We start from the raw sequence: 21,383 nt of genomic DNA, 5'->3' as shown, positions 1-21,383 counted from the left end.
TTATCAGTCTTCTTTGCGGAGTCCCAGTCCAAGGTCTTCTAATTTGAATTTAACCTCTTCCAAAGACTTGCGTCCTAAGTTTCTGACTTTCATCATGTCTGCTTCTGTTTTATCAGTAAGCTCTTGCACTGAATTGATTCCTGCACGTTTTAAACAGTTATAGGAACGTACAGATAAATCTAATTCCTCAATAGACATTTCAAGTACTTTTTCTTTTTGATCTTCTTCTTTTTCAATCATGATTTCAACATTTTGTGCTTCATCAGTCAAGCCGACAAAAATATTCAAATGCTCAGTCATAATTTTAGCAGATAGTGAAACACCTTCTTGTGGAGTGATTGAACCGTCGGTCCAAACATCCAATGTCAACTTATCGAAGTTGGTCATCTGACCAACACGAGTGTTCTCTACTGTGTAGTTAACTCTCTCGATTGGAGTATAGATGGAGTCCACTGGAATAACACCAATGGATAGTTCACTTTTATTGTCATCTGACAACGTATATCCACGGCCTCGATTTGCGATCATTCTCATTCTGAATACGCCGCCGCTGCCTACAGTTGCGATTTTAAGATCAGGGTTCAAAATTTCAACATCACTGTCATGCGTGATATCTGAAGCTTTTACTTCACCTTCACCAGAAACATCGATTTCCAAAGTTTTTTCTTCTTCAGAATAAATTTTAAGTGCAAGGTGTTTAATGTTGGTAATAATTGTAGTCACATCTTCAACTACATTATCAACGGTTGAGAATTCATGAAGTACATTTTCTATTTCTATCGTTTTTACAGCCGCACCTGGTAAAGATGACAATAGTATGCGACGTAAGGAGTTCCCAAGAGTTGTTCCATAACCTCTTTCCAAAGGTTCAACAACAAACTTACCAAACTTAGAATCTTCCGATATTTCCACTGTTTCAATTCTAGGTTTTTCGATTTCTATCATTAGTTACTTTTCCTCCCTTTAAACGCCGAAAATATTATGCAACCATGTGTTCTATTTATATTTGATTCGATGTCACAAATTAAACCTTACACACGGCGACGTTTAGGTGGACGGCAACCATTGTGAGGTACAGGCGTAACATCTTTAATCGCAGTGATTTCCAGACCTGCTGACTGTAATGCACGAATAGCTGCTTCACGGCCGGCACCAGGACCTTTAACTGTAACTTCTACTGTTTTAAGGCCATGTTCCATCGCTGCTTTAGAAGCTGTTTCAGACGCCATCTGAGCTGCGAATGGTGTTGATTTCTTAGAGCCTTTAAATCCTAGAGCACCTGCTGATGACCATGATAAAGCATTACCAAATTCATCAGTAATCGTGACGATTGTGTTATTGAATGTAGAACGGATGTGTGCAACTCCCGCCTCTATATGCTTTTTCACCTTACGCTTACGACTTTGTTGTCTACGAGCCATCATTACTCCTCCTTTACTTTAAATTATTTTCTCTTGTTTGCTACTGTTTTTACTGGACCTTTACGAGTACGGGCATTGTTTTTTGTCTTCTGTCCGCGTACTGGTAGGCTGCGACGGTGACGAATACCTCTGTATGAAGCAATTTCCATTAAACGTTTAACGTTTAAGTTTTGCTCACGACGAAGGTCACCTTCTACTTTATAACTGTCGATAACTTCACGAATTTTGTTCAGTTCTTCTTCAGTCAGATCTTTAACACGTGTTTGATCAGAAACGCCAGCTTTAGCTACGATTTCTTCTGCTCTTGTGTTACCGATTCCGTAAATATAAGTTAAAGAAATTACGACACGCTTATCACGTGGTACGTCAACTCCTGCTATACGAGCCATAGTTTTACACCTCCGTTAATTTTATCCTTGCTTCTGTTTATGCTTAGGGTTTTCACAGATTACCATAACTTTACCTTTTCTGCGAATAACTTTACATTTCTCACAGATGGGTTTTACTGATGGTCTTACTTTCACGAGTATTACCTCCTTAAAATGTGGAGTCCATTATTTGAAACGATAAGTGATTCTGCCACGTGTTAAATCATATGGTGACATTTCAATTGTAACTTTATCGCCAGGAAGAATACGTATATAGTTCATACGGATTTTACCTGAGACATGTGCTAAAATCTCATGTCCATTCTCTAGTTCAACTTTAAACATTGCATTTGGTAAAGTATCAAGTACTGTACCTTCAAGTTCAATTACATCCTGTTTACTCACTTCAATTCCCCCTTTACAGTTTCATATTTCTGTCGAAATATACTTCAGGTGAAGATCGCATTCACTTAACGTCAAATAAATATTGAACTCATATATTTTTATAATAAGTTACGTAATATTCACCTTAAAGTACTGTTTAGAGGTGAACATTTATAAGTTTTGTAAAATGTCATCAATCTCAACAAATACATCATCGATGTCTTTAGAGCCATCCACATTGACAAGAACACCCTGTTCTTTATAGAAATCAAGCAGTGGCTGTGTTTGTTTCAAATTAACTTCCAGACGATTTGCGACAGTTTCCGGGTTATCGTCTTCCCGCTGATACAGCTTGCCGCCATCAAGGTCACATACGCCTTCTTGTTTGGGCGGGTTGAAGACTAGATGGTAAGCTGTTCCACAGATTTCACAAATACGTCTGCCTGTCAGACGGTTCATAAGTTCCTCTTCATCAACGTCAACATTAATTGTACGGTCGATTTGAGTATCCAACTCGTCCATTATATCATTTAACGCTTGAGCCTGCTCTACAGTACGAGGAAATCCATCCAATAAAAAGCCTTCTTTAGCATCACTCTGTGACAGACGCTCTTTAACGATACCTATAGTTACTGAGTCTGGAACAAGTTCACCTTTATCCATATATGACTTAGCTTCTTTTCCAAGCTCTGTTTCATTTTTAATAGCGAGTCGGAACATATCACCAGTAGAAATATGAGGGATCGGGTATTTCTTGATAATCTTCGAGGCCTGTGTTCCTTTACCTGCACCAGGCAAGCCCATCAATATAATATTCATCCACATAATCCTCCTACCTGCGCTTTCTAAAGCCGCGGTATTCTCGTTGGTTTGCTTGTGCTTCTAATTGTTTCATTGTTTCTAATGCAACACCGATCACGATTAATAAACTTGTACCGCCGACTTGAATAGCTGGTGGTAAGTTTAAAACATTAGTCACTACTAAAGGTATGATTGCAATTACTGCCAGGAATAATGAACCAACAAAAACAAGTCTGTATAACACGCTTGTTATATAATTTTCTGTAGTCTTACCCGGTCTGATACCTGGTACATAGCTCCCCTGTTTCTTTAAATTGTCAGCAACCTTTTCAGGGTTGACCTGGACAAATGAATAGAAATAAGTGAAACCTATGATGATAAGCATGTAGAAAATCATACCCACATAGTTCGTCGGATCAGAAAATCTTGCAATCGTCTGTGCCCAGTCTGCGTCCGGAAAGAACAGTGTAAATGTTTGAGGCAGCATGAAGAATGCCATTGCAAAGATGACTGGAATAACACCGGCAGGGTTAACTTTTAATGGTAGGAAAGTTGACTGCGGTGCAAGTTGTGATGTCGTTCTTTGACGTTTTGCATACTGGATGGGGATTTTACGAACTGCCTGAAGTACGAATACTGCAAACGCAGTTAATAATAATAAGAATATTATTAAACCGACTAATTCCAAAATCGCCAATGTAGTATCTTGTGAACCAGTAAATCTCTGTTGATATAACTGGATCAAAGCACTTGGTAACACAGAGAGAATCCCTGCAAAGATAATGATTGAAATACCATTACCTACACCATGTTCAGTAATTTGTTCGCCAAGCCACATTAAGAATGCGGTTCCTGTAGTTAAAACAATCGCGATTAATAAATATGAACCAATATTATTATCGTTAATCAGCATTCCGTTAAACATCTGGTTAAATGCATAACTCATCCCGATGGACTGGATAAAAGCCAGTACTATTGTGAAGTAACGAGTAAATTGAGCAAGTTTACGTCTTCCGACCTCGCCTTGTCTCGCCCATTCTGAAAACTTTGGAACAACATCCATTTGTAATAACTGAACAACAATTGATGCAGTAATGTAAGGCATTATTCCCATCGCGAGAATAGAAAAGTTCATCAATGCCCCACCACCGAAAGTATTCATAAGATCAAGCACGCCCTGTTGGCCTTGATTCATATCGAATACACCTGGATCAACACCAGGAACAGGAATGTAAGTCCCTACTTTAAAAATGACTAACATTATCAGAGTAAAGAAAATTTTATTACGTATTTCCTTAATCCTAAAAAAATTGGTGAGTGTTCCAATCATTAGATCACCTCATAATTTCCGCCCTGTTCCTCAATTGCTTTAGCAGCTGAACCAGAAAACTTATGAGCTTTAATTGTTAATTTCTTTTCTAGCGTACCATTTCCAAGCACTTTAATACCAGATTTTTCAGCCTTAACAATACCATTTTCCAATAACAGCTCTGGAGTAACTTCTGTTCCATCTTCAAAGCGGTTTAAATCACTTAAGTTGACAATCGCAAAGTCTTTGCGGTTAACGTTTGTGAAACCACGTTTAGGAATACGACGGAATAATGGAAGTTGTCCACCTTCGAACGTTAAACCTACGCCTCCGCCTGAACGGGAGTTCTGACCATCATGTCCGCGTCCAGCAGTTTTACCTCTGCCTGAGGACATACCTCTACCAACACGGTGACGTTTATTACGTGCGCCTTCTACAGGTTTTAATTCGTGTAATTTCATCTTCGCACCTCCTATTTCATAATATCATTATTTTTCGTCTACTGTAACTAGGTGACTGACTTTTTCCACCTGGCCTCTGATTTGAGGTGTATCCTCATGTTCAACTGTGTGGTTGATTTTTTTCAAACCTAATGAAGCTACAGTTTTCTTCTGAGTTTCCGGTTTCCCAATGACACTTTTTTTGAGGGTAATTTTAATTTTCGCCATTTATATTGTCCCTCCTTAATTTATGATCTCTTCTACTGTTTTACCACGGAGTCTGGCAACTTCTTCGACATTCTTAAGTTCAGAAATGCCTGTTAATGTTGCACGTACAACGTTGATAGGTGTGTTTGCACCAAGTGATTTACTCAGGATATCTGTGATACCTGCAAGTTCCAATACCGCACGAACCGGTCCACCAGCGATAACACCAGTACCAGGCGCAGCTGGTTTCATGAACACTTGACCTGAGCTGAATCTGCCGATCACTTCATGTGGAATAGTACCGTCAACCATTGGTACTTCTACTAAATCTTTCTTAGCAGCTTCTACTGCTTTCTTGATAGCTTCCGGAACTTCTTGTGCCTTACCTGTACCGAAGCCGACACGTCCTTTTCTGTCTCCAACAATAACCAATGCTGAAAAACGGAAACGACGTCCACCTTTTACTACTTTAGCAATACGGTTTATAGTAACCACTCGTTCTTCGAATTCTTTTACTTTATCATCTCTACGAGCCATTTATGCTTTCCCTCCTTTGATTAGAATTGTAGGCCATTTTCACGTGCTGCATCAGCAAGCGCTTTGACGCGTCCATGATACAAATAACCGCCACGATCAAATATTACATTTTCAATGCCTTTATCTACTGCACGTTTTGCAACTAATGCACCGACTTCTGAAGCTGCATCTTTATTTGAACCACTGTCTAATTTAAAGTCAGGGTCTTGGGATGATGCACTAGCTAAAGTCGTTTGACTGTTATCATCAATAACTTGTGCGTAAATGTGTTTGTTTGAGCGGAATACGTTCAAACGTGGCTTTTCAGCAGTCCCTGTCAATACGTTACGGATACGCTGATGTCTTTTTAGACGCACTTTGTTTTTATCTACTTTAGAGATCATTGATGTTCACTCCTCACTTGTTTAATTATTTACCAGTTTTACCTTCTTTTTGACGAACGATTTCGTCCTTGTAACGAATACCTTTACCTTTGTAAGGCTCCGGCGGTCTTACAGCACGGATCTTTGAAGCCAAGGCTCCAACGTATTCTTTGTTGATACCTTCTACTTTGACTTTAGTGTTGCCATCAACTGAAATAGCCAGTTCGTCAGAAGGTTCAAATTCAACCGGGTGAGAAAGTCCAACGCTCAATACTAATTTTTTACCTTGCATTTGAGCACGGTAACCAACACCCACAAGCTCTAAGTCTTTACTGAAACCGTCAGAAACACCTACAACCATGTTATTGATTAAAGAACGAGTTGTTCCGTGTATTGTGCGGTGTTCTTTAGAATCACTTGGACGTACAACTTCAAGTGTATTTTCTTCTTGTTTAAATGTCATTTCTTCATTAAAAGTGTTTACTAGTTCACCTTTAGGTCCTTTAACAGTAATTGTTGAACCATCAATATCAACTGTTACTCCACTTGGAATATCAATGACGCGTTTACCAACACGACTCATATCGATTACACCTCCTAAAATATATTACCAAACGTATGCGAGAACTTCCCCGCCAATATTTCTTTTACGTGCTTCTTTATCTGTAAGTACGCCTTCTGATGTTGAAATTAATGCAACACCTAAGCCGTTCAGAACTTTTGGAAGCTCTTCTCTTTGAGCATAAACTCTAAGTCCCGGTTTTGAAATACGCTTTAAGCCAGTAATAACTCTCTCGTTATTACCTCCGTATTTCATGAACATGCGGATGACACCTTGCTTATCATCTTCGATGTACTCAACATTTTTAACGAATCCTTCTAATTTGAGGATATCGGCAATTTCTTTTTTTATATTTGATGCAGGGATTTCTAATGATTCATGTCTGACGATGTTCGCATTTCTAATGCGTGTCAGCATGTCTGCAATTGGATCTGAAACTGTCATTTAAATTTGCCTCCTTTCAATTTATGGCGATTACCAGCTTGCTTTTTTCACGCCAGGGATCTGGCCTTTGTAAGCAAGTTCACGGAAACATATACGGCATAGTCTGAATTGACGAATTACTGAATGTGGGCGTCCACATCTTTCACAACGAGTATATTCTCTTACTTTAAACTTTTGTTTCTTTTGCTGTTTAGCAATCATTGATTTTTTAGCCACATTTTCGCCTCCTTAATAGCTTACTTTTGGAACGGCATACCGAACTGAGTCAGCAGCTCTTTTGCCTCTTCATCTGTGTTTGCTGTTGTAACGATTACAATGTCCATACCTCTTACTTTTGAAACTTTATCGTAGTCAATTTCAGGGAAAATCAATTGTTCTTTCACACCTAGCGTGTAGTTACCGCGACCATCAAATGCTTTTTTAGAAACACCTCTGAAGTCTCTTACACGTGGCAGTGAAACTGAAATGAGCTTATCTAGAAATTCATACATTCTTTCACCGCGAAGTGTTACTTTGGCACCGATAGGCATACCTTCACGAAGTCTGAATGTCGCAATCGATTTTTTAGCTTTTGTAATTAAAGGTTTCTGACCTGTAATTGCCTGCAATTCTTCAACTGCTGTATCAAGCACTTTAGCATTTTGTACTGCATCGCCGACACCCATGTTAACAATGATTTTTTCTATCTTTGGTACTTCCATTACAGAAGAATAATTAAATTTATTTACAAGTTCTGTTTTAATTGATTCATTGAATCTTTCTTTTAAACGAGCCACTTAAAGTCCTCCTTTCATTTATACTGATTAATTATTTTCAACTACTGGTATTTCTTTTCCAGATTTTGCTGCAACTCGTACTTTCGTTCCGTCCTCTTTGACCTCATAACGAACACGTGTACGTTCACCTGATTCAGGATCAACGTGCATAACGTTAGATACATGGATCGCAGCTTCAGTTTCTAAAATTCCACCTTCAGGATTCATCTGTGAAGGTTTTTGGTGTTTCTTAACGATATTGACGCCTTCAACTACAACTCTTTCTTTTGCAGGGATGGCTTTAAGGATAGTTCCTTCTTTACCTTTATCTTTACCGCTAATAACAACGACTTTATCACCAGTTCTTACGTGCATGAAAATCGCACCTCCTTATATAAATTGGGATTATAATACTTCTGGTGCAAGTGAAATAATTTTCATGAAGTTACCTTCGCGTAATTCACGGGCAACCGGACCGAAGATACGAGTACCTCTTGGACCTTTATCATCACGAATGATAACACATGCATTTTCATCAAATTTGATGTATGAACCATCTTCACGGCGAGCGCCGGTTTTAGTTCTGACGATGACAGCTTTAACAACTTCACCTTTTTTAACAACGCCGCCAGGCGTTGCATTTTTAACTGTTGCAACGATGACATCACCGATATTCGCAGTTTTACGTCCCGTACCACCCAATACTTTGATTGTCAATACTTCACGCGCCCCTGAGTTATCTGCAACTTTCAAGCGGGATTCCTGTTGGATCATGCGAATGGACCTCCTTTATCTTCTGGTAGTTTAAATAATTACTGACTCTTCTACAATTTCTACTAAACGGAAACGTTTAGTTGCTGATAACGGACGAGTTTCTTCGATTTTTACTACGTCGCCCATTTTCGCACTGTTTTTGTCATCATGTGTTTTATATTTCTTAGAATATTTAACACGTTTGTTGATGATAGGGTGTCTTTTGTAAGTTTCTACAAGTACCGTGATTGTTTTATCCATTTTATCGGATACTACTCGGCCTTGATAAACTTTACGATCGTTTTTTTCTTCCACTATATAACCCTCCTATATTATTGATTGGCTTTTGCTTCTTCTAGCTCTCTCTCGCGAATAGTTGTTTTCATTCTTGCGATAGTTTTTCTGACCGTTTTGATACGAGCAGTGTTCTCTAGCTGACCTGTAGCTAGCTGAAAGCGTAGGTTGAATAGTTCTTCTTTTAATTCTTTAACGTTATCTTCAATCTCTGACGTAGTTAAATCACGGATTTCATTAGCTTTCATTCGTATCACCACCTAATTCTTCACGTCTAACGATTTTAGTTTTTACCGGAAGTTTATGACTGGCAAGGCGAAGTGCTTCTTTAGCAACCTCTTCTTCTACACCAGAAACTTCAAACATGATTCTTCCAGGTTTAACAACTGCAATCCATCCTTCAACTGCACCTTTACCTGAACCCATACGTACTTCTAATGGTTTCTTTGTATACGGCGTGTGCGGGAAAATATTAATCCAAACTTTACCGCCACGTTTCATGAAACGTGTCATTGCAATACGCGCTGCTTCAATCTGTCTTGAAGTGATCCATGCAGTAGTCGTAGCTTGCAGACCATATTCACCAAATGATACTTGATTACCGCCTTTTGATTGTCCTTTAGTAGTCGGACGGTGCTGGCGACGGTACTTTACTCTTTTAGGTAATAACATAATCAATTTCCTCCTTTACTTGTTATCTTTTTTTACAGGAAGAACTTCTCCACGGTATATCCATACTTTGACACCTAATTTACCATAAGTCGTGTCAGCTTCTTCATGAGCATAGTCAATGTCTGCACGTAGTGTATGAAGTGGAACTGTTCCTTCGTTGTAGCCTTCTGAACGAGCGATATCTGCTCCGCCCAAACGTCCAGATACTTGCGTTCTGATACCTTTCGCACCTGCTTTAAGTGCTCTTCCAAGTGCTTGTTTCTGAGCTCTACGGAATGATACCCGGTTTTCTAGTTGACGAGCGATACTTTCCGCAACTAATTTAGCATCCATGTCGATTTTCTTAACTTCAACAACGTTGATATGAACTCTCTTACCAGTTAATTTGTTCAAAGCAGTACGTAATTTATCAATTTCGCTACCACCTTTACCGATAACCATACCTGGCTTACCAGTATGAACAGCGATATTAACTCGATTAGCTGCACGTTCAATTTCAACTTTAGAAATAGATGCATCTTTAAGATTTGTCTCGATATACTCACGTATTTTCAAGTCTTCATGTAATAGATCGGCGAATTCTTTATCTGCATACCATTTTGCTTCCCAATCACGGATAACACCTGTACGAAGACCAATTGGATTAATCTTTTGACCCAAATTAATTCCCTCCTTAATTTTTAAGCTTTTTCTTCTACTTTTTCGTTTTCTTCTGATTCCACTGCCGTATCCTCTTCAAGGGATGCAGGTTCTGCAACAATGATAGTTACGTGGCTGGTGCGTTTGTTGATCTTTGTCGCACGACCTTGAGCACGTGGACGGAAACGTTTTAGAGTTGGCCCTTCATCTGCGTATGCTTCTGATACGATCAGATGGTCAACATCCATGTCATAGTTATGTTCTGCGTTCGCTACTGCTGATTTGATTAACTTCTCAACAACAGGCGAAGATCTTTTATTTGTAAGCTGTAGGATAGACATTGCTTCTCCGACTTCTTTACCGCGGATTAAATCCAAAACAAGTCTCACTTTACGTGGAGCAATTCTAACTGTTTTAGCAACTGCTTTCGCTTGCATGTTCCGTTCCTCCTTTATAACCAGTTATTTCTTATCTTTTTGTTTTTCTGTCATCGTCGCCGTGACCTTTGAAAGTTCTTGTTGGTGCGAACTCTCCAAGTTTATGTCCGACCATATCTTCTGTAACGTAAACCGGTACATGTTTGCGGCCGTCATAAACTGCAATTGTATGCCCGATAAAGTTAGGGAAAATCGTTGAACGGCGAGACCATGTTTTTATAACGCTTTTTTTATTGGTTTCATTTAAGTTTTCAACCTTTTTCATCAAATGACCATCGACGAAAGGTCCTTTTTTAAGACTGCGAGCCATTAGGGAGCCTCCTCTATCAAAATTGTGTGCGGAGTATGAGTCCGCACAGCTTTATTTTATTTATTTTTTACGTTTTCTGACAATCATCTTGTTAGAACGGTTTTTACCTCTACGCGTCTTCTTACCAAGAGTAGGTTTACCCCATGGTGATAATGGTGACGGCATACCGATTGGTGTACGGCCTTCACCACCACCGTGTGGGTGGTCGTTAGGGTTCATAACAGAACCACGAACTGTTGGACGCATGCCTTTCCATCTGGAACGGCCGGCTTTACCAACGTTGATAAGTTCATGCTGTTCGTTGCCGACAGCACCGATTGTCGCACGGCAAGTTGCAAGAATCATTCTTACTTCGCCGGACTTGAGTCTTACTAATACGTATTTTCCTTCTTTACCAAGCACTTGTGCACGCGCACCTGCTGAACGTACCAGCTGTCCGCCGCGTCCTGGTTTCAACTCGATATTATGAATCATTGTACCTACCGGGATATCCTGCAGTGCAAGAGCATTACCCGTCTTGATGTCAGCATCAGGACCGCTCTCGATTACCGTACCTACAGTAATTCCTTTTGGTGCTAAAATGTAGCTTTTTTCTCCATCAGCATATTGAACTAATGCAATGTTTGCTGAACGGTTTGGATCATACTCAATCGTAGCAATTTTTCCAGGAACACCGTCTTTAATACGTTTGAAATCAATGACTCTGTATTGACGTTTGTGTCCGCCGCCTTTGTGGCGTACAGTCATTCTACCCTGGTTGTTACGACCCGCTTTTCTCGGCAGCGGCTGTAATAATGACCGTTCTGGAGTTGTTGATGTGATTTCAGCATAGTCCGAACCAGTCATATTACGACGAGCATTCGTGGTTGGCTTATAATGTTTTATTGCCATCTCGTTTTACCTCCTTAATGGTATGACTCTGATTAAAAGATTTCAATCGAGCCTTCTCTTAATGTTACGATCGCTTTTCTTCTTTTATTTGTATAGCCTTCGTAGCGACCCATACGTTTTTTCTTCGGCTTATAGTTCATAATGTTAACTTTTTCAACTGTTACATCGAAGATCTCTTCGACAGCCTTTTTAACTTGTGTTTTGTTTGCTTTTACGTCCACATCAAATGTGTACTTGTCCATTTGCATCAAGTCTGCTGAACGTTCAGTGATTACTGGACGTTTGATAATATCGCGAGCATCCATTACAGAAGTACCTCCTCTGCTTTAGTGATTGCACCTTCCGTGAAAATAACACGGTCTGCAGAAAGGATATCCAGGACATTAAGGTTTTCCGGAGTGATTACCGTCACACCTTGTAAGTTGCGGGATGAAAGTTCTATGTTCAAGTTCTCACTTTCTAAAACCAATAGAACTTTCTTATCTGCTTTAAGATTTGCCAGTACTGTCTGGAATTCTTTTGTTTTTGGTGCGTCCAATGAGATATTGTCCACTACTGTCAATACATCTTCATTAGCTTTCGCTGAGAGTGCTGAGCGAAGTGCCAAACGGCGCATTTTCTTAGGCATTTTGTAAGAATAGCTTCTTGGCGTCGGTCCGAATACGACTCCACCGCCTCTGTAGTGAGGTGCACGGATTGTACCCTGACGTGCGTTACCTGTTCCTTTTTGTCTAAATGGTTTTCTTCCTCCACCACGAACTTCCGAGCGGTTTTTTACTGCATGTGTACCACGGCGAAGTGATGCACGCTGCAATTGAACTGCTTCGAATAATACGTGCTGGTTCGGTTCAATACCAAATATATCCTGGTTTAATTCTATCGAATTAACTTTTGATCCATCTTTAGATAAAACATCGATTGCCATGTGTTAAATCCTCCCTTCCTGATTTTTTATTTATTTAACACTCTTTTTATTTGCAGTTGCAATTTTTACATATCCTTTACGAGGTCCCGGCACGTTACCTTTGATCAGTAACACATTGCGCTCCTGGTCCACACGGACGATTTCCAAGTTTTGAAGGGTAATTGTTTTACCGCCCATACGGCCCGGTAATTTTTTACCTTTAAAAACTCTTCCTGGATACGCAGCTGCTGCCATGGCACCAGGCGACCTGTGAAAATGGGAACCGTGGCTCATAGGTCCGCGCGACTGATTGTGACGCTTGATTGCACCCTGAAACCCTTTACCTTTTGAAGTTCCCGTTATATCAACAAAGTCCCCTGCTTCAAATGTATCTGCAGTGACTTCTTGACCGATTTCGAATTCTTCAACGTTTAAGTTTTTGAATTCACGAACGAAGCGCTTAGGGAGAGCTCCGGAAGCTGTAGCATGCCCTGCTTCCGCTTTGTTTGCATACTTATTGGATTTAGCACCTTCAAAGTATTCGCGTTTATCGTCGAAACCGATTTGTACAGCATTATAGCCGTCAGTTTCTTCAACTTTCTTCTGTACTACTACGTTACCTGCTGTTTCTACTACTGTTACTGGAATCAATTCTCCGTTTTCTCCGAAAACTTGAGTCATTCCAACTTTTTTACCTAAGATTCCTTTGGTCATCGAAAGTCCACCTCCTGTTATAAATTATAATTTGATTTCGATGTCTACGCCCGATGGTAAGTTCAAGCCCATTAGTGCATCAACTGTTTTCGGTGTAGGATTTAAAATGTCGATAAGACGTTTGTGCGTACGCTGTTCAAACTGTTCACGTGAATCTTTGTACTTGTGCACCGCACGAAGAACTGTGTAGACAGTCTTTTCAGTTGGCAGTGGAATCGGTCCGGAAACATCTGCACCTGAGCGCTTTGCTGTTTCTACGATTTTTTCCGCTGACTGATCCAATACTCTGTGATCATACGCCTTTAAACGAATACGAATTTTTTGTTTTGCCATTATTTTTACCTCCTTTGGTCGTCATCAATAGTTTTGATAGACTTCTCCACGAAAATTTTCCAACACATTGCCATGGCAATGCGGCCGGGTGTGTCAGTAACCTCTCGCTTCTTAGATATCGAAAAGCGGCAACATCAACGTTCGCCCTACTTTTCTTAGTCAAGGCAGTGTCATCCACCTTTTTAGTCCAACGTTAGATATAATACACGAAAAGAGTGAGAAAATCAATAGATAAACTAAGATTTCTTCACTCTTTTTGCTTTGGGTTTTTCGGACCCCACTATTATACGATATTCAGTTACTTATTACAACGGTCATTCTGATACAAATATGAAATACAGTATGAATATGACGAACAGCCAATACATCATCGGATGAATCTCTTTACGCCGTCCAGCCATGATCATTGTTACCGGATAAAATATGAAACCTACAGCTATACCGGTTGCTATGCTGTATGACAGCGGCATGATGAACACTGTCAGAAAGGCCGGCACTGCTATCTCGAACTGATTGAACGGTATCTTCGTCAAATTCGAAGCCATCAACGCTCCTACTATGATGAGAGCAGGCGCGGTGACTTCTGAAGTAAATGTCACAAGCAGTGGTGAAAAGAATATGGCAGATAAGAACAGCAGTGCCGTTACAACACTGGCAAAGCCGGTTCGTGCTCCGGCGGCGACCCCTGCTGTGGATTCAACATATGATGTAGTGGTTGAAGTTCCGAATATAGAGCCTGTAATTGTCGCTAAAGCATCCGACAATAGTGCACGGTTTGCACGCGGCAGTTTATTATCTTTAATGAAGTTTGCCTGGGAAGCAACGCCCACCAGGGTACCAGCCGTATCAAAGAAGTCTACAAATAAAAATGTAAGCACTACGATTAAAAACTGTGTGTTCAATAACTGCGATGGTTCTGCAAATGCTTCAAAAGCTGCACCGAAGGTCGGCTCAATACTCGGCACTGCGCTGATCAGTCCATCAGGCATAGGTACAAGATTCAACAATACACCCGCAACAGCTGTTATAATCATGCCGACAAATATAGCTCCCGGAATTTTCTTAGCCATCAAAATGACTGTAACCAGCAGTCCAAAGGCTGCGAGAAGCACGCCTGAATCATGCACAGGGCCCAGGCTTACAAGTGTCGCTTCGTCCGCAGCGATGATACCTGCACCCTGCAGACCCACGAAAGTGATGAAAAAACCTATACCGGCACTGACAGCCATTTTCATTTCCATAGGTATGGAGTTTATTATGTACTCTCTAAGTCCTGTCAAAGTTAAAACGACAAATATTAACCCGGAAAATAGAACACCCGTCAGGGCTGTCTGCCATGGTATGCCCATAGTCAGAACAACGGTGAATGCAAAGAACGCGTTAAGTCCCATCCCGGGGGCAAGTGCTATAGGATATCTTGCAAATACGCCCATGATCAACGTTCCTACAAATGCTGCAAGTGCTGTCGCAACGAAAACTGCATTCATGTCCATCTTCATCTCATCAGGGACACCTTCGATTCCCTGGAGGGACAACATGGATGGGTTGACTGCAAGTATGTATGCCATTGACAGGAATGTCGTTATACCGCCGATTATTTCACGACGGTAATTAGTTTCGTGTCCTTTGAAATCAAAATACTTTTTCATTTCATTTCTCCGTTCTTTTAATTTTCCTCTATATAATAGGAAGTTTTCAAATCAATCATCATATGACTTTAATTATATCCGGATCTTCATGGCCGATAAATCTGACGAGCATCCGGCGGGTAAGCGGCAGGAATTTTTCAATGGCCTTGCCGAGCAGAAAGACTATTATGATCGTACCGATGAACACCGGGCCTCCCAGTAGAAATCCCGCGACCAATGCAAAAATCTCCATAAGGTTTCTTGCACTCGATAACTTCAAATTAAACTTTTCAATGAAAAACAACATGAGTGTGTCGCGAGGGCCGGCACCAAGATTAGGGGTGATATAAAATGCTATTCCGAAAGCCATGACGAACAACCCTACAGTAAATACAAGGACATGCATAATCCAGCCATCCACATCCGGAAGTAAAAAGTTGAAAATATCAATAAAAATACCAATCGTAAACATATTTATATATACACCCAGTTTAGGCAGTCGCTTTAATGCCACTGCAGTGAATATAACAATGACTGCACCGACAATGATTGACCATGAACCGATTGTAAGTCCAAAAGTCTGCCATAGGCCGTAATGAAGAACATCCCACGGCGCCAGACCCAAAAGACGGCCTTTTATAGTGAGTGTGACTCCCAGGGATAAAATAATCATACCTGTGACAAAAAATATCCAGCGCTTTATTATCGAATTTCGCAATCAGTATCCTCCTATCTACGTATAGATATATTTTATAGCTGTCCCCCTGAAATAACAATAGACAAATCAAAGTGATGATGGAGATATGATAAAAAACTTTTCAACATGTTTGAAATTATATTTTGTGAGGTACATATTAATGATAGTTTAATAATTATTTTATCTTAAAAGGGAGCTGTTTATTATGAAAAATCACAAATACAAATTAGCCACATTAGTTTTATCAACAGGCCTTCTGCTCGGTGCATGCGGTGGCGATGACGAGGCTCAGGCGCCTGAAGACCAGTCAGATGATACTACTGTGGAAGAGACTGAAGATACAACAACTACGGAAGAAGATACGGAGGGTACTGAAGAATCCCCTGACGACACATCAGAAGAAGAAACTTCCGGTGATACCGCAGATTCTGAGGGCTCAGTTGAAGATGACTCGTCAGATGGCACTGGCGGCTCCGATGACGGTGAACAGGATACAACCGGAGAGACTACTGATGAGACAACCGATGAGAGCAGTGAATCTGCCGACAGCACAGGCGTTGCAGTACTTGACGAGCTGGGATCTACTCCTGAAGATGCAGTTTCAGCAGCACAGGAAAACTTTGACGGAGAGTTGACAGAGCTGGAGTTGGATGATGATAACGGACAATGGGTCTACAAAGTACATTTGGAGAATGATTCTGAAGAATATGAAGTCGATTTGTCGGCCGATGATTTATCAGTATTAAATGAAGAAACCGAATCTGAAGATAATAATGATACAGAAGACCAATTCAGCTACGGCGATGCAATTCCGCATGATGAAGCGGTGCAGACTGCCATGGATGAAGTCGGCGGAGAACTTGAAAGCTGGACTTTAGACAAAGATGACGGACAGCTTGAATACGATGTCGAGTTACGCAACACTGACAATGGCAACGATACAGACGTGACAATCAATGCAGAATCCGGCGAAGTGATTGAAGTGGACAATTAAATTTCAAAGTAAAAATGCTTGAACAGGAATTCCTGTTCAAGCTTTTTTCAGTCTCTGAATCTTCTTAAGAAGTCCTGCAGTCTCGGGTTGTCGGAAGTGTTGATCACTTCGTCGGCTGTACCTGATTCAGCAATCACTCCTTCATCTAAGAATAAAACCCTGTCTGCAATTTCCAGAGCAAAATCCATTTCGTGTGTGACGAGAACCATCGCCATCTCGTCATTCTCTGCAAGGTCTCTGATGACCTCGAGCACTTCACCCACCAGTTCTGGATCAAGTGCAGAGGTGACTTCATCAAAGAGCATGATTTTCGGCTTCATCACCAGAGCTCTCGCCATAGCGACACGTTGTTTCTGGCCACCGGACAGATTTGACGGATAAGCATCATACTTATCCCCCAGCCCTACACGGTCCAGCATCTGCTTGGCTTCCTCGCGCGCTTCTGTTTTTTTCATTTTCTTAACTTTTACAAGCGGCATTGCACAATTATCCAAAATCGTCTTATGCGGAAACAGATTGAAGTGCTGGAAAACCATGCCGATATCCTTACGTACGCTGCCAAGGTGCTTTTCATTCGCAGCCACCATTTTCCCGTTCTTCTCCATTTTCCACAAGTTTTTTCCTGCAACATAGATATCGCCTTCCGTCGGTTCTTCCAAAGTCATCAACAACCGAATAATTGTCGTCTTACCAGATCCGCTCGGTCCGATAATTGCAATCTTTTCACTTGGGCGGATATCCAGATTGATCCCCTTTAAAACATGTGTATCACCAAATGACTTGTGAACATCATTATATTGAACAATCGGTTCCATTATTCGGTCACCTTCACTTTCATTTTCTTTTTATCAAAGCGGCGGTTCACTTTTTTCTCTAAAGCTCTGATCAGCAGTGCTGATGGATAGCTTAATACTAAGAATAAAATTGCCACGATCGTCAACGGTTCCAAATAGGACCATGTCTGTGCGCCATAGCTGCGCGCAGTACTTAGTATGCCGACCACGCCAATCGTTGCTGCCAACGGCACTTCTTTGAACAGGATGATCAAATAGTTTCCCAGCATCGGAATCGTCGGCGGCAGCGCCTGTGGCAGAACTACGTTAAACCACTTGTCTTTCATTGACAGATTAAGCGCTGTTGACGCTTCCCACTGCCCTTTATCCACACTTTCTATACCAGAACGATAAACTTCACTGACATAAGTTGAAAAATGTATGCCCAGCGCAATCATCGCTGCGACGAACGGCGTAAATGACATGCCTACATAAGGTACCATCGGCCAGGCAAAATAAAGGAAGAAAATCTGTACGAGCGGCGGTGTCGACCTGATGAATTCTCTTATCCAGTAAATTATAAAGTTGAAAGACTTCACAGGTGTCGATTCCAAAATCAGCCAGACAAACCCGCCGATCAAGGCTAATAAAAAGCTGGTAACCGTCAGGCCGAGTGTTACATTGATAGCCATGACAATTATAGGAAATGCATCAAGAAATGTTTCCCAACTCCAATAATTCATTAGCTGGCCACCCCTCTCTTAGCGATTTTTTCACCTTTCCTGGACAGCCATATGAGAGGCAATGCAATGATGAAGTACATGACCAGTACCATCAAGTATGCCAATGGGCCTTCTGAAAGGTTAGTAGAACGGTAGAGATCACCGTAATACAATAGGTCAGTCAGTCCGATTAATGATACTAAGGCAGTACCTTTGAGTATCTGTATCGAATAGTTGCCGAATTCCGGCAGCATAAGTCTGAGTGCCTGAGGTAATATGACATCTTTCATCCTTTGGAAACGGCTCAAATTTAATGCGATACCCGCTTCCGTCTGCCCCTTATCCACAGAAATTATAGATGTTCTTACAACCTCGGACATATATGCGCCGTAGTTTAATGCAACGGCGATTACGCCTATCCACCAATTACTTCCGAGGTTGATGCCAAACAGCATCGGAACTGCATAATATAACCAGAATAACTGAACAATCAATGATGTACCCCTGAAAATCTCTACATAAAAAGCAGTGAATCCCCGAATAATGATATTACCCGATAATCTGCACAGGCCGGCAATGAATGCCATAAGGAAAGCTAAACCAGCAGCAGCCAAAAAGATGCTTACTGTCGTACCCAGGCCTTGTGATATATATCTAAGGATGGTTAACCCTGATTCAAACATCGACTCACTCCCTTAAAAATCAAATGAAAAGGTCCAGATCTTCCATAGGAATCACTGGACCCGATAATTTTTAACCTTCTTCGCCAGCACAAAGCTGTTCAGTAGTCACTTCACCATCAGCGACTCTGTTTTCGTCTGCAGTAAAGCCGTCGTCATTATCCAGAATTTCATCAATTGTGCCATCTTCTTTTAACGTTGCAAGTGCTTCGTTATAAGCATCTCTTAACTCCTCATCTTCCATGTTGAATGCCGCAGCACCAAAGCTTGGAATACCGACAATATCCGGCTGTTCGAAATCTTCGACCAGTTCGACATCATCGCTGTCCAATGATTCATATGCTTCTCTTAATGTCGGTCCTGTAGCTGCAGTTACATCAGCATTTCCTGATTGTACAGCAGAAAGCTGTCCAGGAATATCCGCTACTGACATGATCTGGTCAGAAGACACGCCTTCCTGATCAACGAAATCAAACTGCGTTGTACCTTCCATCAATGCAAGTGTTACATCAGGGTTGTCCGCAATGTCGGCATAGCTGTGGATATCCATCGGATTGCCAGCAGCTACGACCAGTCCTTCACCATATTGCATTTCCGGTTCTGAGAAAATTGCGTTTTCACATCTGTCAGGAAGTATCGCCATACCGGCAGTAATAACATCATACTGTCCAGCCTGAACACCTGGGATCAGTTCTCCCCAATCTGTCAAGTGACCGTTCACTTCCTCTATCCCCATTTCTTCGAACACTGCTGTTGCAATCTCGATATTTACCCCTTCAAGCTCCCCTGTATCAGTGTTTTCATATGCATAAGGGGGTTCGTTAGAGAAACCGACGTTTACTGTGCCTTCTTCTTGAAGTTCAGCTACTCTGCCGTCATCACCGTTACCTTCAGCTTCACCGTTGTCTGAGTCGCCGCCGTTACCATTGCCACATGCAGCGAGTACGAGTGCCACAGTAAGAGTAAGTAATAAAGTGAGTTTCTTCATATAAATTTCCTCCTATATAATTTTTAAAACTTAAGCACACATGATTATGTAAGCCCAAGCCAAGTTAATACTGGATTGGATAAAAATGGGTGCAGAGACGAAAAAGTGCTTTCAATACAAAATATGTTGTATTGAGAAACCAAATCATATTTTTATATTACTATAGTTGTAACACTATTGTAACAGTAAATGTGTAAAAAGTGCCTCCTAATTTTGTTAAAGTGTAAAAGTTCTGTATTATGTTTTTTTATTATAATCATTTAATTTTTATGTGAAAAATAGTTTTAATCAACTCAATTATGATAATGGTTCAGTATCATTTTAGTAAATAAAATGGCGTGATGATGTATTTTTATCACATCATCACGCCATTCATCATTAAATATGCTGGTCCCCGTCCCCATGCTCTTTAAAATATTCCAGTTTCTCCAAATCGACATCATTCAATATACGATATCCTTCATAAAAGTGATTGACATACTCAGGACCTATAATGTCTTCAATGCTTTTAACCATACTTGCGATATCGACATAACGGTCGCGCATTCCAATATTGATGACATCAACACTCCCTGTAATATAACTTTCATTCACGATGACATTCGACAGAACAAAATCTCCGTGTCCGAGAACGATGTCATTATGCATATCATTTTCTTCATCATAAAATACAAACGGACAGTCTTCTATCTTGGTTTTATGTAATAGACTCAAATAACGCCCCGCCTGTTTTAAAAGTCCTGCTCGTTTTTCCTGATCTGCATCTTCTAAAAATGAATCTGCGCCGACACCAGGCAATGCAATATAAAAAAGGTAGGCATAGTCTTCCTGATAATATGTCACCGGCTTCGGTACGCCGTTTACTCCGTTGATTTCCAACCATAGCTGACGCTTATGTTCTCTTCTCGTTTTTTTCATATCATCTGTATATGACTTTGCAATCAACGCCTCTGTCGGCTCATATTGATTCGGCTCTTCATCTTTACCATATTCCAATAAATAAATTTCAGCTGCTTCCTCACCCTGCAGCGGGCTCCATTTATAATATTCTTCATAAATTTCAAAGGTATGCATCATATTTCCTCCATTCATTATAATCATACCTAAGATGTAGCCGAAAAGTCATTTAGAGTTTCCCCTAATAATGTAACTTTATGATATGATACAACTAGTATTTAAGGTGGTGTAAACATGGATTTGGAATACAAACTGAAAGAACTGAAATATGATTATGTCCGTGTCCAGGGCGACCTGGAAAAAGTTGAGAATACCGGCAATAACACAATACCTCTCGAGAAACAGCTTGTAGATATTGAAAATCAGATAAAAGAAACCAAAAATAAAATCAAGCAACAAAAATAATG

37 protein-coding genes are annotated in these 21,383 nt (G+C 40.7%); 2 read left to right on the top strand and 35 right to left on the bottom strand.

Features of this window, described 5'->3' with window-relative positions:
- Positions 1–3 precede the first annotated feature (3 nt).
- From ACY8DT_RS07865 to ACY8DT_RS07720, 30 genes are all read right to left on the bottom strand, one after another.
- Positions 4–945: a DNA-directed RNA polymerase subunit alpha gene (locus tag ACY8DT_RS07865; protein ID WP_462419773.1), complete on the bottom strand. Its 942-nt coding sequence runs from the start codon at positions 943–945 to the stop codon at positions 4–6.
- A gap of 86 nt (positions 946–1,031) precedes the next feature.
- Positions 1,032–1,421: a 30S ribosomal protein S11 gene (gene rpsK / locus ACY8DT_RS07860; RefSeq protein WP_092984585.1), complete on the bottom strand. Its 390-nt coding sequence runs from the start codon at positions 1,419–1,421 to the stop codon at positions 1,032–1,034.
- A 23-nt stretch (positions 1,422–1,444) separates the two neighbouring features.
- Positions 1,445–1,810 carry a 30S ribosomal protein S13 gene (rpsM, locus tag ACY8DT_RS07855; protein ID WP_462419772.1) on the bottom strand — a complete coding sequence of 122 codons (366 nt, stop codon included), beginning with the start codon at positions 1,808–1,810 and terminating at the stop codon, positions 1,445–1,447.
- A 21-nt stretch (positions 1,811–1,831) separates the two neighbouring features.
- A complete protein-coding gene (gene rpmJ, locus ACY8DT_RS07850) occupies positions 1,832–1,945 on the bottom strand; it encodes a 50S ribosomal protein L36 (protein WP_003156543.1) in 114 nt (37 codons plus the stop codon).
- Between the two features lie 30 nt (positions 1,946–1,975).
- A complete protein-coding gene (infA, locus tag ACY8DT_RS07845; protein WP_052255496.1) occupies positions 1,976–2,194 on the bottom strand; it encodes a translation initiation factor IF-1 in 219 nt (72 codons plus the stop codon).
- 150 nt (positions 2,195–2,344) lie between these two features.
- Positions 2,345–2,992, bottom strand: a complete 648-nt coding sequence (locus ACY8DT_RS07840) for an adenylate kinase (protein WP_462419771.1) — start codon at positions 2,990–2,992, stop codon at positions 2,345–2,347.
- A gap of 13 nt (positions 2,993–3,005) precedes the next feature.
- Complete coding sequence (gene secY, locus ACY8DT_RS07835) at positions 3,006–4,304, bottom strand: preprotein translocase subunit SecY (protein ID WP_462419770.1); 1,299 nt, start codon at positions 4,302–4,304, stop codon at positions 3,006–3,008.
- On the bottom strand, positions 4,304–4,744 hold the full coding sequence (gene rplO / locus ACY8DT_RS07830; RefSeq protein WP_462419769.1) for a 50S ribosomal protein L15: 441 nt from the start codon (positions 4,742–4,744) through the stop codon (positions 4,304–4,306). Before rplO ends, secY begins: the two co-directional genes overlap by 1 nt.
- Before the next feature lie 27 nt (positions 4,745–4,771).
- The gene (gene rpmD, locus ACY8DT_RS07825) at positions 4,772–4,951 is read right to left on the bottom strand and encodes a 50S ribosomal protein L30 (RefSeq protein WP_462419768.1); all 180 of its coding nucleotides are present in this window, start codon (positions 4,949–4,951) and stop codon (positions 4,772–4,774) included.
- 15 nt (positions 4,952–4,966) lie between these two features.
- On the bottom strand, positions 4,967–5,467 hold the full coding sequence (gene rpsE / locus ACY8DT_RS07820; RefSeq protein ID WP_462419767.1) for a 30S ribosomal protein S5: 501 nt from the start codon (positions 5,465–5,467) through the stop codon (positions 4,967–4,969).
- 20 nt (positions 5,468–5,487) lie between these two features.
- A complete protein-coding gene (rplR, locus tag ACY8DT_RS07815) occupies positions 5,488–5,850 on the bottom strand; it encodes a 50S ribosomal protein L18 (protein WP_462419766.1) in 363 nt (120 codons plus the stop codon).
- 25 nt (positions 5,851–5,875) lie between these two features.
- Complete coding sequence (rplF, locus tag ACY8DT_RS07810; protein WP_462419765.1) at positions 5,876–6,412, bottom strand: 50S ribosomal protein L6; 537 nt, start codon at positions 6,410–6,412, stop codon at positions 5,876–5,878.
- A gap of 24 nt (positions 6,413–6,436) precedes the next feature.
- Complete coding sequence (gene rpsH / locus ACY8DT_RS07805) at positions 6,437–6,835, bottom strand: 30S ribosomal protein S8 (protein WP_052255488.1); 399 nt, start codon at positions 6,833–6,835, stop codon at positions 6,437–6,439.
- Between the two features lie 30 nt (positions 6,836–6,865).
- Positions 6,866–7,051: a type Z 30S ribosomal protein S14 gene (locus tag ACY8DT_RS07800; protein WP_052255487.1), complete on the bottom strand. Its 186-nt coding sequence runs from the start codon at positions 7,049–7,051 to the stop codon at positions 6,866–6,868.
- 20 nt (positions 7,052–7,071) lie between these two features.
- Positions 7,072–7,611 carry a 50S ribosomal protein L5 gene (rplE, locus tag ACY8DT_RS07795; protein WP_462419764.1) on the bottom strand — a complete coding sequence of 180 codons (540 nt, stop codon included), beginning with the start codon at positions 7,609–7,611 and terminating at the stop codon, positions 7,072–7,074.
- Positions 7,612–7,638: 27 nt separating this feature from the next.
- The gene (rplX, locus tag ACY8DT_RS07790) at positions 7,639–7,965 is read right to left on the bottom strand and encodes a 50S ribosomal protein L24 (protein ID WP_092984564.1); all 327 of its coding nucleotides are present in this window, start codon (positions 7,963–7,965) and stop codon (positions 7,639–7,641) included.
- Between the two features lie 30 nt (positions 7,966–7,995).
- Positions 7,996–8,364: a 50S ribosomal protein L14 gene (gene rplN / locus ACY8DT_RS07785; protein ID WP_052255484.1), complete on the bottom strand. Its 369-nt coding sequence runs from the start codon at positions 8,362–8,364 to the stop codon at positions 7,996–7,998.
- A 30-nt stretch (positions 8,365–8,394) separates the two neighbouring features.
- Entirely contained in the window at positions 8,395–8,658 is a 264-nt protein-coding gene (gene rpsQ / locus ACY8DT_RS07780) for a 30S ribosomal protein S17 (protein WP_462419763.1), read from the bottom strand.
- 17 nt (positions 8,659–8,675) lie between these two features.
- Entirely contained in the window at positions 8,676–8,885 is a 210-nt protein-coding gene (gene rpmC / locus ACY8DT_RS07775) for a 50S ribosomal protein L29 (protein ID WP_052255482.1), read from the bottom strand.
- Positions 8,875–9,309: a 50S ribosomal protein L16 gene (rplP, locus tag ACY8DT_RS07770; protein WP_462419762.1), complete on the bottom strand. Its 435-nt coding sequence runs from the start codon at positions 9,307–9,309 to the stop codon at positions 8,875–8,877. Before rplP ends, rpmC begins: the two co-directional genes overlap by 11 nt.
- A 15-nt stretch (positions 9,310–9,324) precedes the next feature.
- Entirely contained in the window at positions 9,325–9,969 is a 645-nt protein-coding gene (gene rpsC, locus ACY8DT_RS07765) for a 30S ribosomal protein S3 (RefSeq protein ID WP_462419761.1), read from the bottom strand.
- Positions 9,970–9,989: 20 nt separating this feature from the next.
- On the bottom strand, positions 9,990–10,385 hold the full coding sequence (gene rplV / locus ACY8DT_RS07760) for a 50S ribosomal protein L22 (RefSeq protein WP_462419760.1): 396 nt from the start codon (positions 10,383–10,385) through the stop codon (positions 9,990–9,992).
- A gap of 31 nt (positions 10,386–10,416) precedes the next feature.
- The gene (gene rpsS, locus ACY8DT_RS07755) at positions 10,417–10,695 is read right to left on the bottom strand and encodes a 30S ribosomal protein S19 (RefSeq protein ID WP_462419759.1); all 279 of its coding nucleotides are present in this window, start codon (positions 10,693–10,695) and stop codon (positions 10,417–10,419) included.
- Between the two features lie 60 nt (positions 10,696–10,755).
- Entirely contained in the window at positions 10,756–11,586 is an 831-nt protein-coding gene (gene rplB, locus ACY8DT_RS07750) for a 50S ribosomal protein L2 (protein WP_462419758.1), read from the bottom strand.
- 32 nt (positions 11,587–11,618) lie between these two features.
- Positions 11,619–11,891, bottom strand: a complete 273-nt coding sequence (gene rplW, locus ACY8DT_RS07745) for a 50S ribosomal protein L23 (RefSeq protein WP_462419757.1) — start codon at positions 11,889–11,891, stop codon at positions 11,619–11,621.
- Positions 11,891–12,511 (bottom strand): 50S ribosomal protein L4, encoded by a 621-nt coding sequence (gene rplD / locus ACY8DT_RS07740; protein ID WP_462419756.1) that lies wholly within the window; start codon positions 12,509–12,511, stop codon positions 11,891–11,893. The genes rplW and rplD overlap by 1 nt, the downstream gene beginning before the upstream one ends.
- A gap of 30 nt (positions 12,512–12,541) precedes the next feature.
- Positions 12,542–13,204, bottom strand: a complete 663-nt coding sequence (rplC, locus tag ACY8DT_RS07735; protein WP_462419755.1) for a 50S ribosomal protein L3 — start codon at positions 13,202–13,204, stop codon at positions 12,542–12,544.
- Between the two features lie 24 nt (positions 13,205–13,228).
- A complete protein-coding gene (gene rpsJ, locus ACY8DT_RS07730; protein ID WP_052255473.1) occupies positions 13,229–13,537 on the bottom strand; it encodes a 30S ribosomal protein S10 in 309 nt (102 codons plus the stop codon).
- A 314-nt stretch (positions 13,538–13,851) separates the two neighbouring features.
- Complete coding sequence (locus ACY8DT_RS07725) at positions 13,852–15,186, bottom strand: NCS2 family permease (RefSeq protein ID WP_462419754.1); 1,335 nt, start codon at positions 15,184–15,186, stop codon at positions 13,852–13,854.
- Between the two features lie 58 nt (positions 15,187–15,244).
- A complete protein-coding gene (locus ACY8DT_RS07720) occupies positions 15,245–15,883 on the bottom strand; it encodes a YczE/YyaS/YitT family protein (RefSeq protein WP_462419753.1) in 639 nt (212 codons plus the stop codon).
- 184 nt (positions 15,884–16,067) lie between these two features.
- Between ACY8DT_RS07720 and ACY8DT_RS07715 the strand changes: the two genes are divergently transcribed.
- Positions 16,068–16,856, top strand: a complete 789-nt coding sequence (locus tag ACY8DT_RS07715) for a PepSY domain-containing protein (RefSeq protein ID WP_462419752.1) — start codon at positions 16,068–16,070, stop codon at positions 16,854–16,856.
- A 47-nt stretch (positions 16,857–16,903) separates the two neighbouring features.
- Here the strand turns inward: ACY8DT_RS07715 and ACY8DT_RS07710 are convergent, their stop codons facing one another.
- From ACY8DT_RS07710 to ACY8DT_RS07690, 5 genes are all read right to left on the bottom strand, one after another.
- Positions 16,904–17,674 carry an amino acid ABC transporter ATP-binding protein gene (locus tag ACY8DT_RS07710; RefSeq protein ID WP_462422244.1) on the bottom strand — a complete coding sequence of 257 codons (771 nt, stop codon included), beginning with the start codon at positions 17,672–17,674 and terminating at the stop codon, positions 16,904–16,906.
- Positions 17,671–18,372: an ectoine/hydroxyectoine ABC transporter permease subunit EhuD gene (ehuD, locus tag ACY8DT_RS07705; RefSeq protein WP_462419751.1), complete on the bottom strand. Its 702-nt coding sequence runs from the start codon at positions 18,370–18,372 to the stop codon at positions 17,671–17,673. Before ehuD ends, ACY8DT_RS07710 begins: the two co-directional genes overlap by 4 nt.
- The gene (locus tag ACY8DT_RS07700; RefSeq protein WP_462419750.1) at positions 18,372–19,034 is read right to left on the bottom strand and encodes an amino acid ABC transporter permease; all 663 of its coding nucleotides are present in this window, start codon (positions 19,032–19,034) and stop codon (positions 18,372–18,374) included. Before ACY8DT_RS07700 ends, ehuD begins: the two co-directional genes overlap by 1 nt.
- A 70-nt stretch (positions 19,035–19,104) precedes the next feature.
- Positions 19,105–20,019 (bottom strand): ectoine/hydroxyectoine ABC transporter substrate-binding protein EhuB, encoded by a 915-nt coding sequence (ehuB, locus tag ACY8DT_RS07695; protein ID WP_462419749.1) that lies wholly within the window; start codon positions 20,017–20,019, stop codon positions 19,105–19,107.
- A gap of 378 nt (positions 20,020–20,397) precedes the next feature.
- A complete protein-coding gene (locus tag ACY8DT_RS07690; protein WP_462419748.1) occupies positions 20,398–21,093 on the bottom strand; it encodes a phosphotransferase in 696 nt (231 codons plus the stop codon).
- A 117-nt stretch (positions 21,094–21,210) separates the two neighbouring features.
- On the opposite strand from ACY8DT_RS07690, the gene ACY8DT_RS07685 reads away from it, so the two are divergent.
- A complete protein-coding gene (locus tag ACY8DT_RS07685) occupies positions 21,211–21,381 on the top strand; it encodes an SE1832 family protein (RefSeq protein WP_462419747.1) in 171 nt (56 codons plus the stop codon).
- The last annotated feature ends 2 nt before the right edge of the window (positions 21,382–21,383 follow it).

This window comes from Salinicoccus sp. Marseille-QA3875, from assembly GCF_054950095.1.
Note: the sequence above shows the minus strand (reverse complement) of the source record. Positions and strands in the feature narration are given on the sequence as shown.

Coding starts and splice junctions, on each gene's coding strand:
- ACY8DT_RS07865 (WP_462419773.1), bottom strand. CDS start 945: ATGATAGAAATCGAAAAACCTAGAATTGAAACAGTGGAAATATCGGAA.
- rpsK (WP_092984585.1), bottom strand. CDS start 1,421: ATGGCTCGTAGACAACAAAGTCGTAAGCGTAAGGTGAAAAAGCATATA.
- rpsM (WP_462419772.1), bottom strand. CDS start 1,810: ATGGCTCGTATAGCAGGAGTTGACGTACCACGTGATAAGCGTGTCGTA.
- ACY8DT_RS07840 (WP_462419771.1), bottom strand. CDS start 2,992: ATGAATATTATATTGATGGGCTTGCCTGGTGCAGGTAAAGGAACACAG.
- secY (WP_462419770.1), bottom strand. CDS start 4,304: ATGATTGGAACACTCACCAATTTTTTTAGGATTAAGGAAATACGTAAT.
- rplO (WP_462419769.1), bottom strand. CDS start 4,744: ATGAAATTACACGAATTAAAACCTGTAGAAGGCGCACGTAATAAACGT.
- rpmD (WP_462419768.1), bottom strand. CDS start 4,951: ATGGCGAAAATTAAAATTACCCTCAAAAAAAGTGTCATTGGGAAACCG.
- rpsE (WP_462419767.1), bottom strand. CDS start 5,467: ATGGCTCGTAGAGATGATAAAGTAAAAGAATTCGAAGAACGAGTGGTT.
- rplR (WP_462419766.1), bottom strand. CDS start 5,850: ATGATCTCTAAAGTAGATAAAAACAAAGTGCGTCTAAAAAGACATCAG.
- rplF (WP_462419765.1), bottom strand. CDS start 6,412: ATGAGTCGTGTTGGTAAACGCGTCATTGATATTCCAAGTGGAGTAACA.
- rpsH (WP_052255488.1), bottom strand. CDS start 6,835: ATGACAGTTTCAGATCCAATTGCAGACATGCTGACACGCATTAGAAAT.
- rplX (WP_092984564.1), bottom strand. CDS start 7,965: ATGCACGTAAGAACTGGTGATAAAGTCGTTGTTATTAGCGGTAAAGAT.
- rplN (WP_052255484.1), bottom strand. CDS start 8,364: ATGATCCAACAGGAATCCCGCTTGAAAGTTGCAGATAACTCAGGGGCG.
- rpmC (WP_052255482.1), bottom strand. CDS start 8,885: ATGAAAGCTAATGAAATCCGTGATTTAACTACGTCAGAGATTGAAGAT.
- rplP (WP_462419762.1), bottom strand. CDS start 9,309: ATGTTATTACCTAAAAGAGTAAAGTACCGTCGCCAGCACCGTCCGACT.
- rplV (WP_462419760.1), bottom strand. CDS start 10,385: ATGCAAGCGAAAGCAGTTGCTAAAACAGTTAGAATTGCTCCACGTAAA.
- rpsS (WP_462419759.1), bottom strand. CDS start 10,695: ATGGCTCGCAGTCTTAAAAAAGGACCTTTCGTCGATGGTCATTTGATG.
- rplB (WP_462419758.1), bottom strand. CDS start 11,586: ATGGCAATAAAACATTATAAGCCAACCACGAATGCTCGTCGTAATATG.
- rplW (WP_462419757.1), bottom strand. CDS start 11,891: ATGGATGCTCGCGATATTATCAAACGTCCAGTAATCACTGAACGTTCA.
- rplD (WP_462419756.1), bottom strand. CDS start 12,511: ATGGCAATCGATGTTTTATCTAAAGATGGATCAAAAGTTAATTCGATA.
- rplC (WP_462419755.1), bottom strand. CDS start 13,204: ATGACCAAAGGAATCTTAGGTAAAAAAGTTGGAATGACTCAAGTTTTC.
- rpsJ (WP_052255473.1), bottom strand. CDS start 13,537: ATGGCAAAACAAAAAATTCGTATTCGTTTAAAGGCGTATGATCACAGA.
- ACY8DT_RS07725 (WP_462419754.1), bottom strand. CDS start 15,186: ATGAAAAAGTATTTTGATTTCAAAGGACACGAAACTAATTACCGTCGT.
- ACY8DT_RS07715 (WP_462419752.1), top strand. CDS start 16,068: ATGAAAAATCACAAATACAAATTAGCCACATTAGTTTTATCAACAGGC.
- ehuD (WP_462419751.1), bottom strand. CDS start 18,372: ATGAATTATTGGAGTTGGGAAACATTTCTTGATGCATTTCCTATAATT.
- ACY8DT_RS07700 (WP_462419750.1), bottom strand. CDS start 19,034: ATGTTTGAATCAGGGTTAACCATCCTTAGATATATATCACAAGGCCTG.
- ehuB (WP_462419749.1), bottom strand. CDS start 20,019: ATGAAGAAACTCACTTTATTACTTACTCTTACTGTGGCACTCGTACTC.
- ACY8DT_RS07690 (WP_462419748.1), bottom strand. CDS start 21,093: ATGCATACCTTTGAAATTTATGAAGAATATTATAAATGGAGCCCGCTG.
- ACY8DT_RS07685 (WP_462419747.1), top strand. CDS start 21,211: ATGGATTTGGAATACAAACTGAAAGAACTGAAATATGATTATGTCCGT.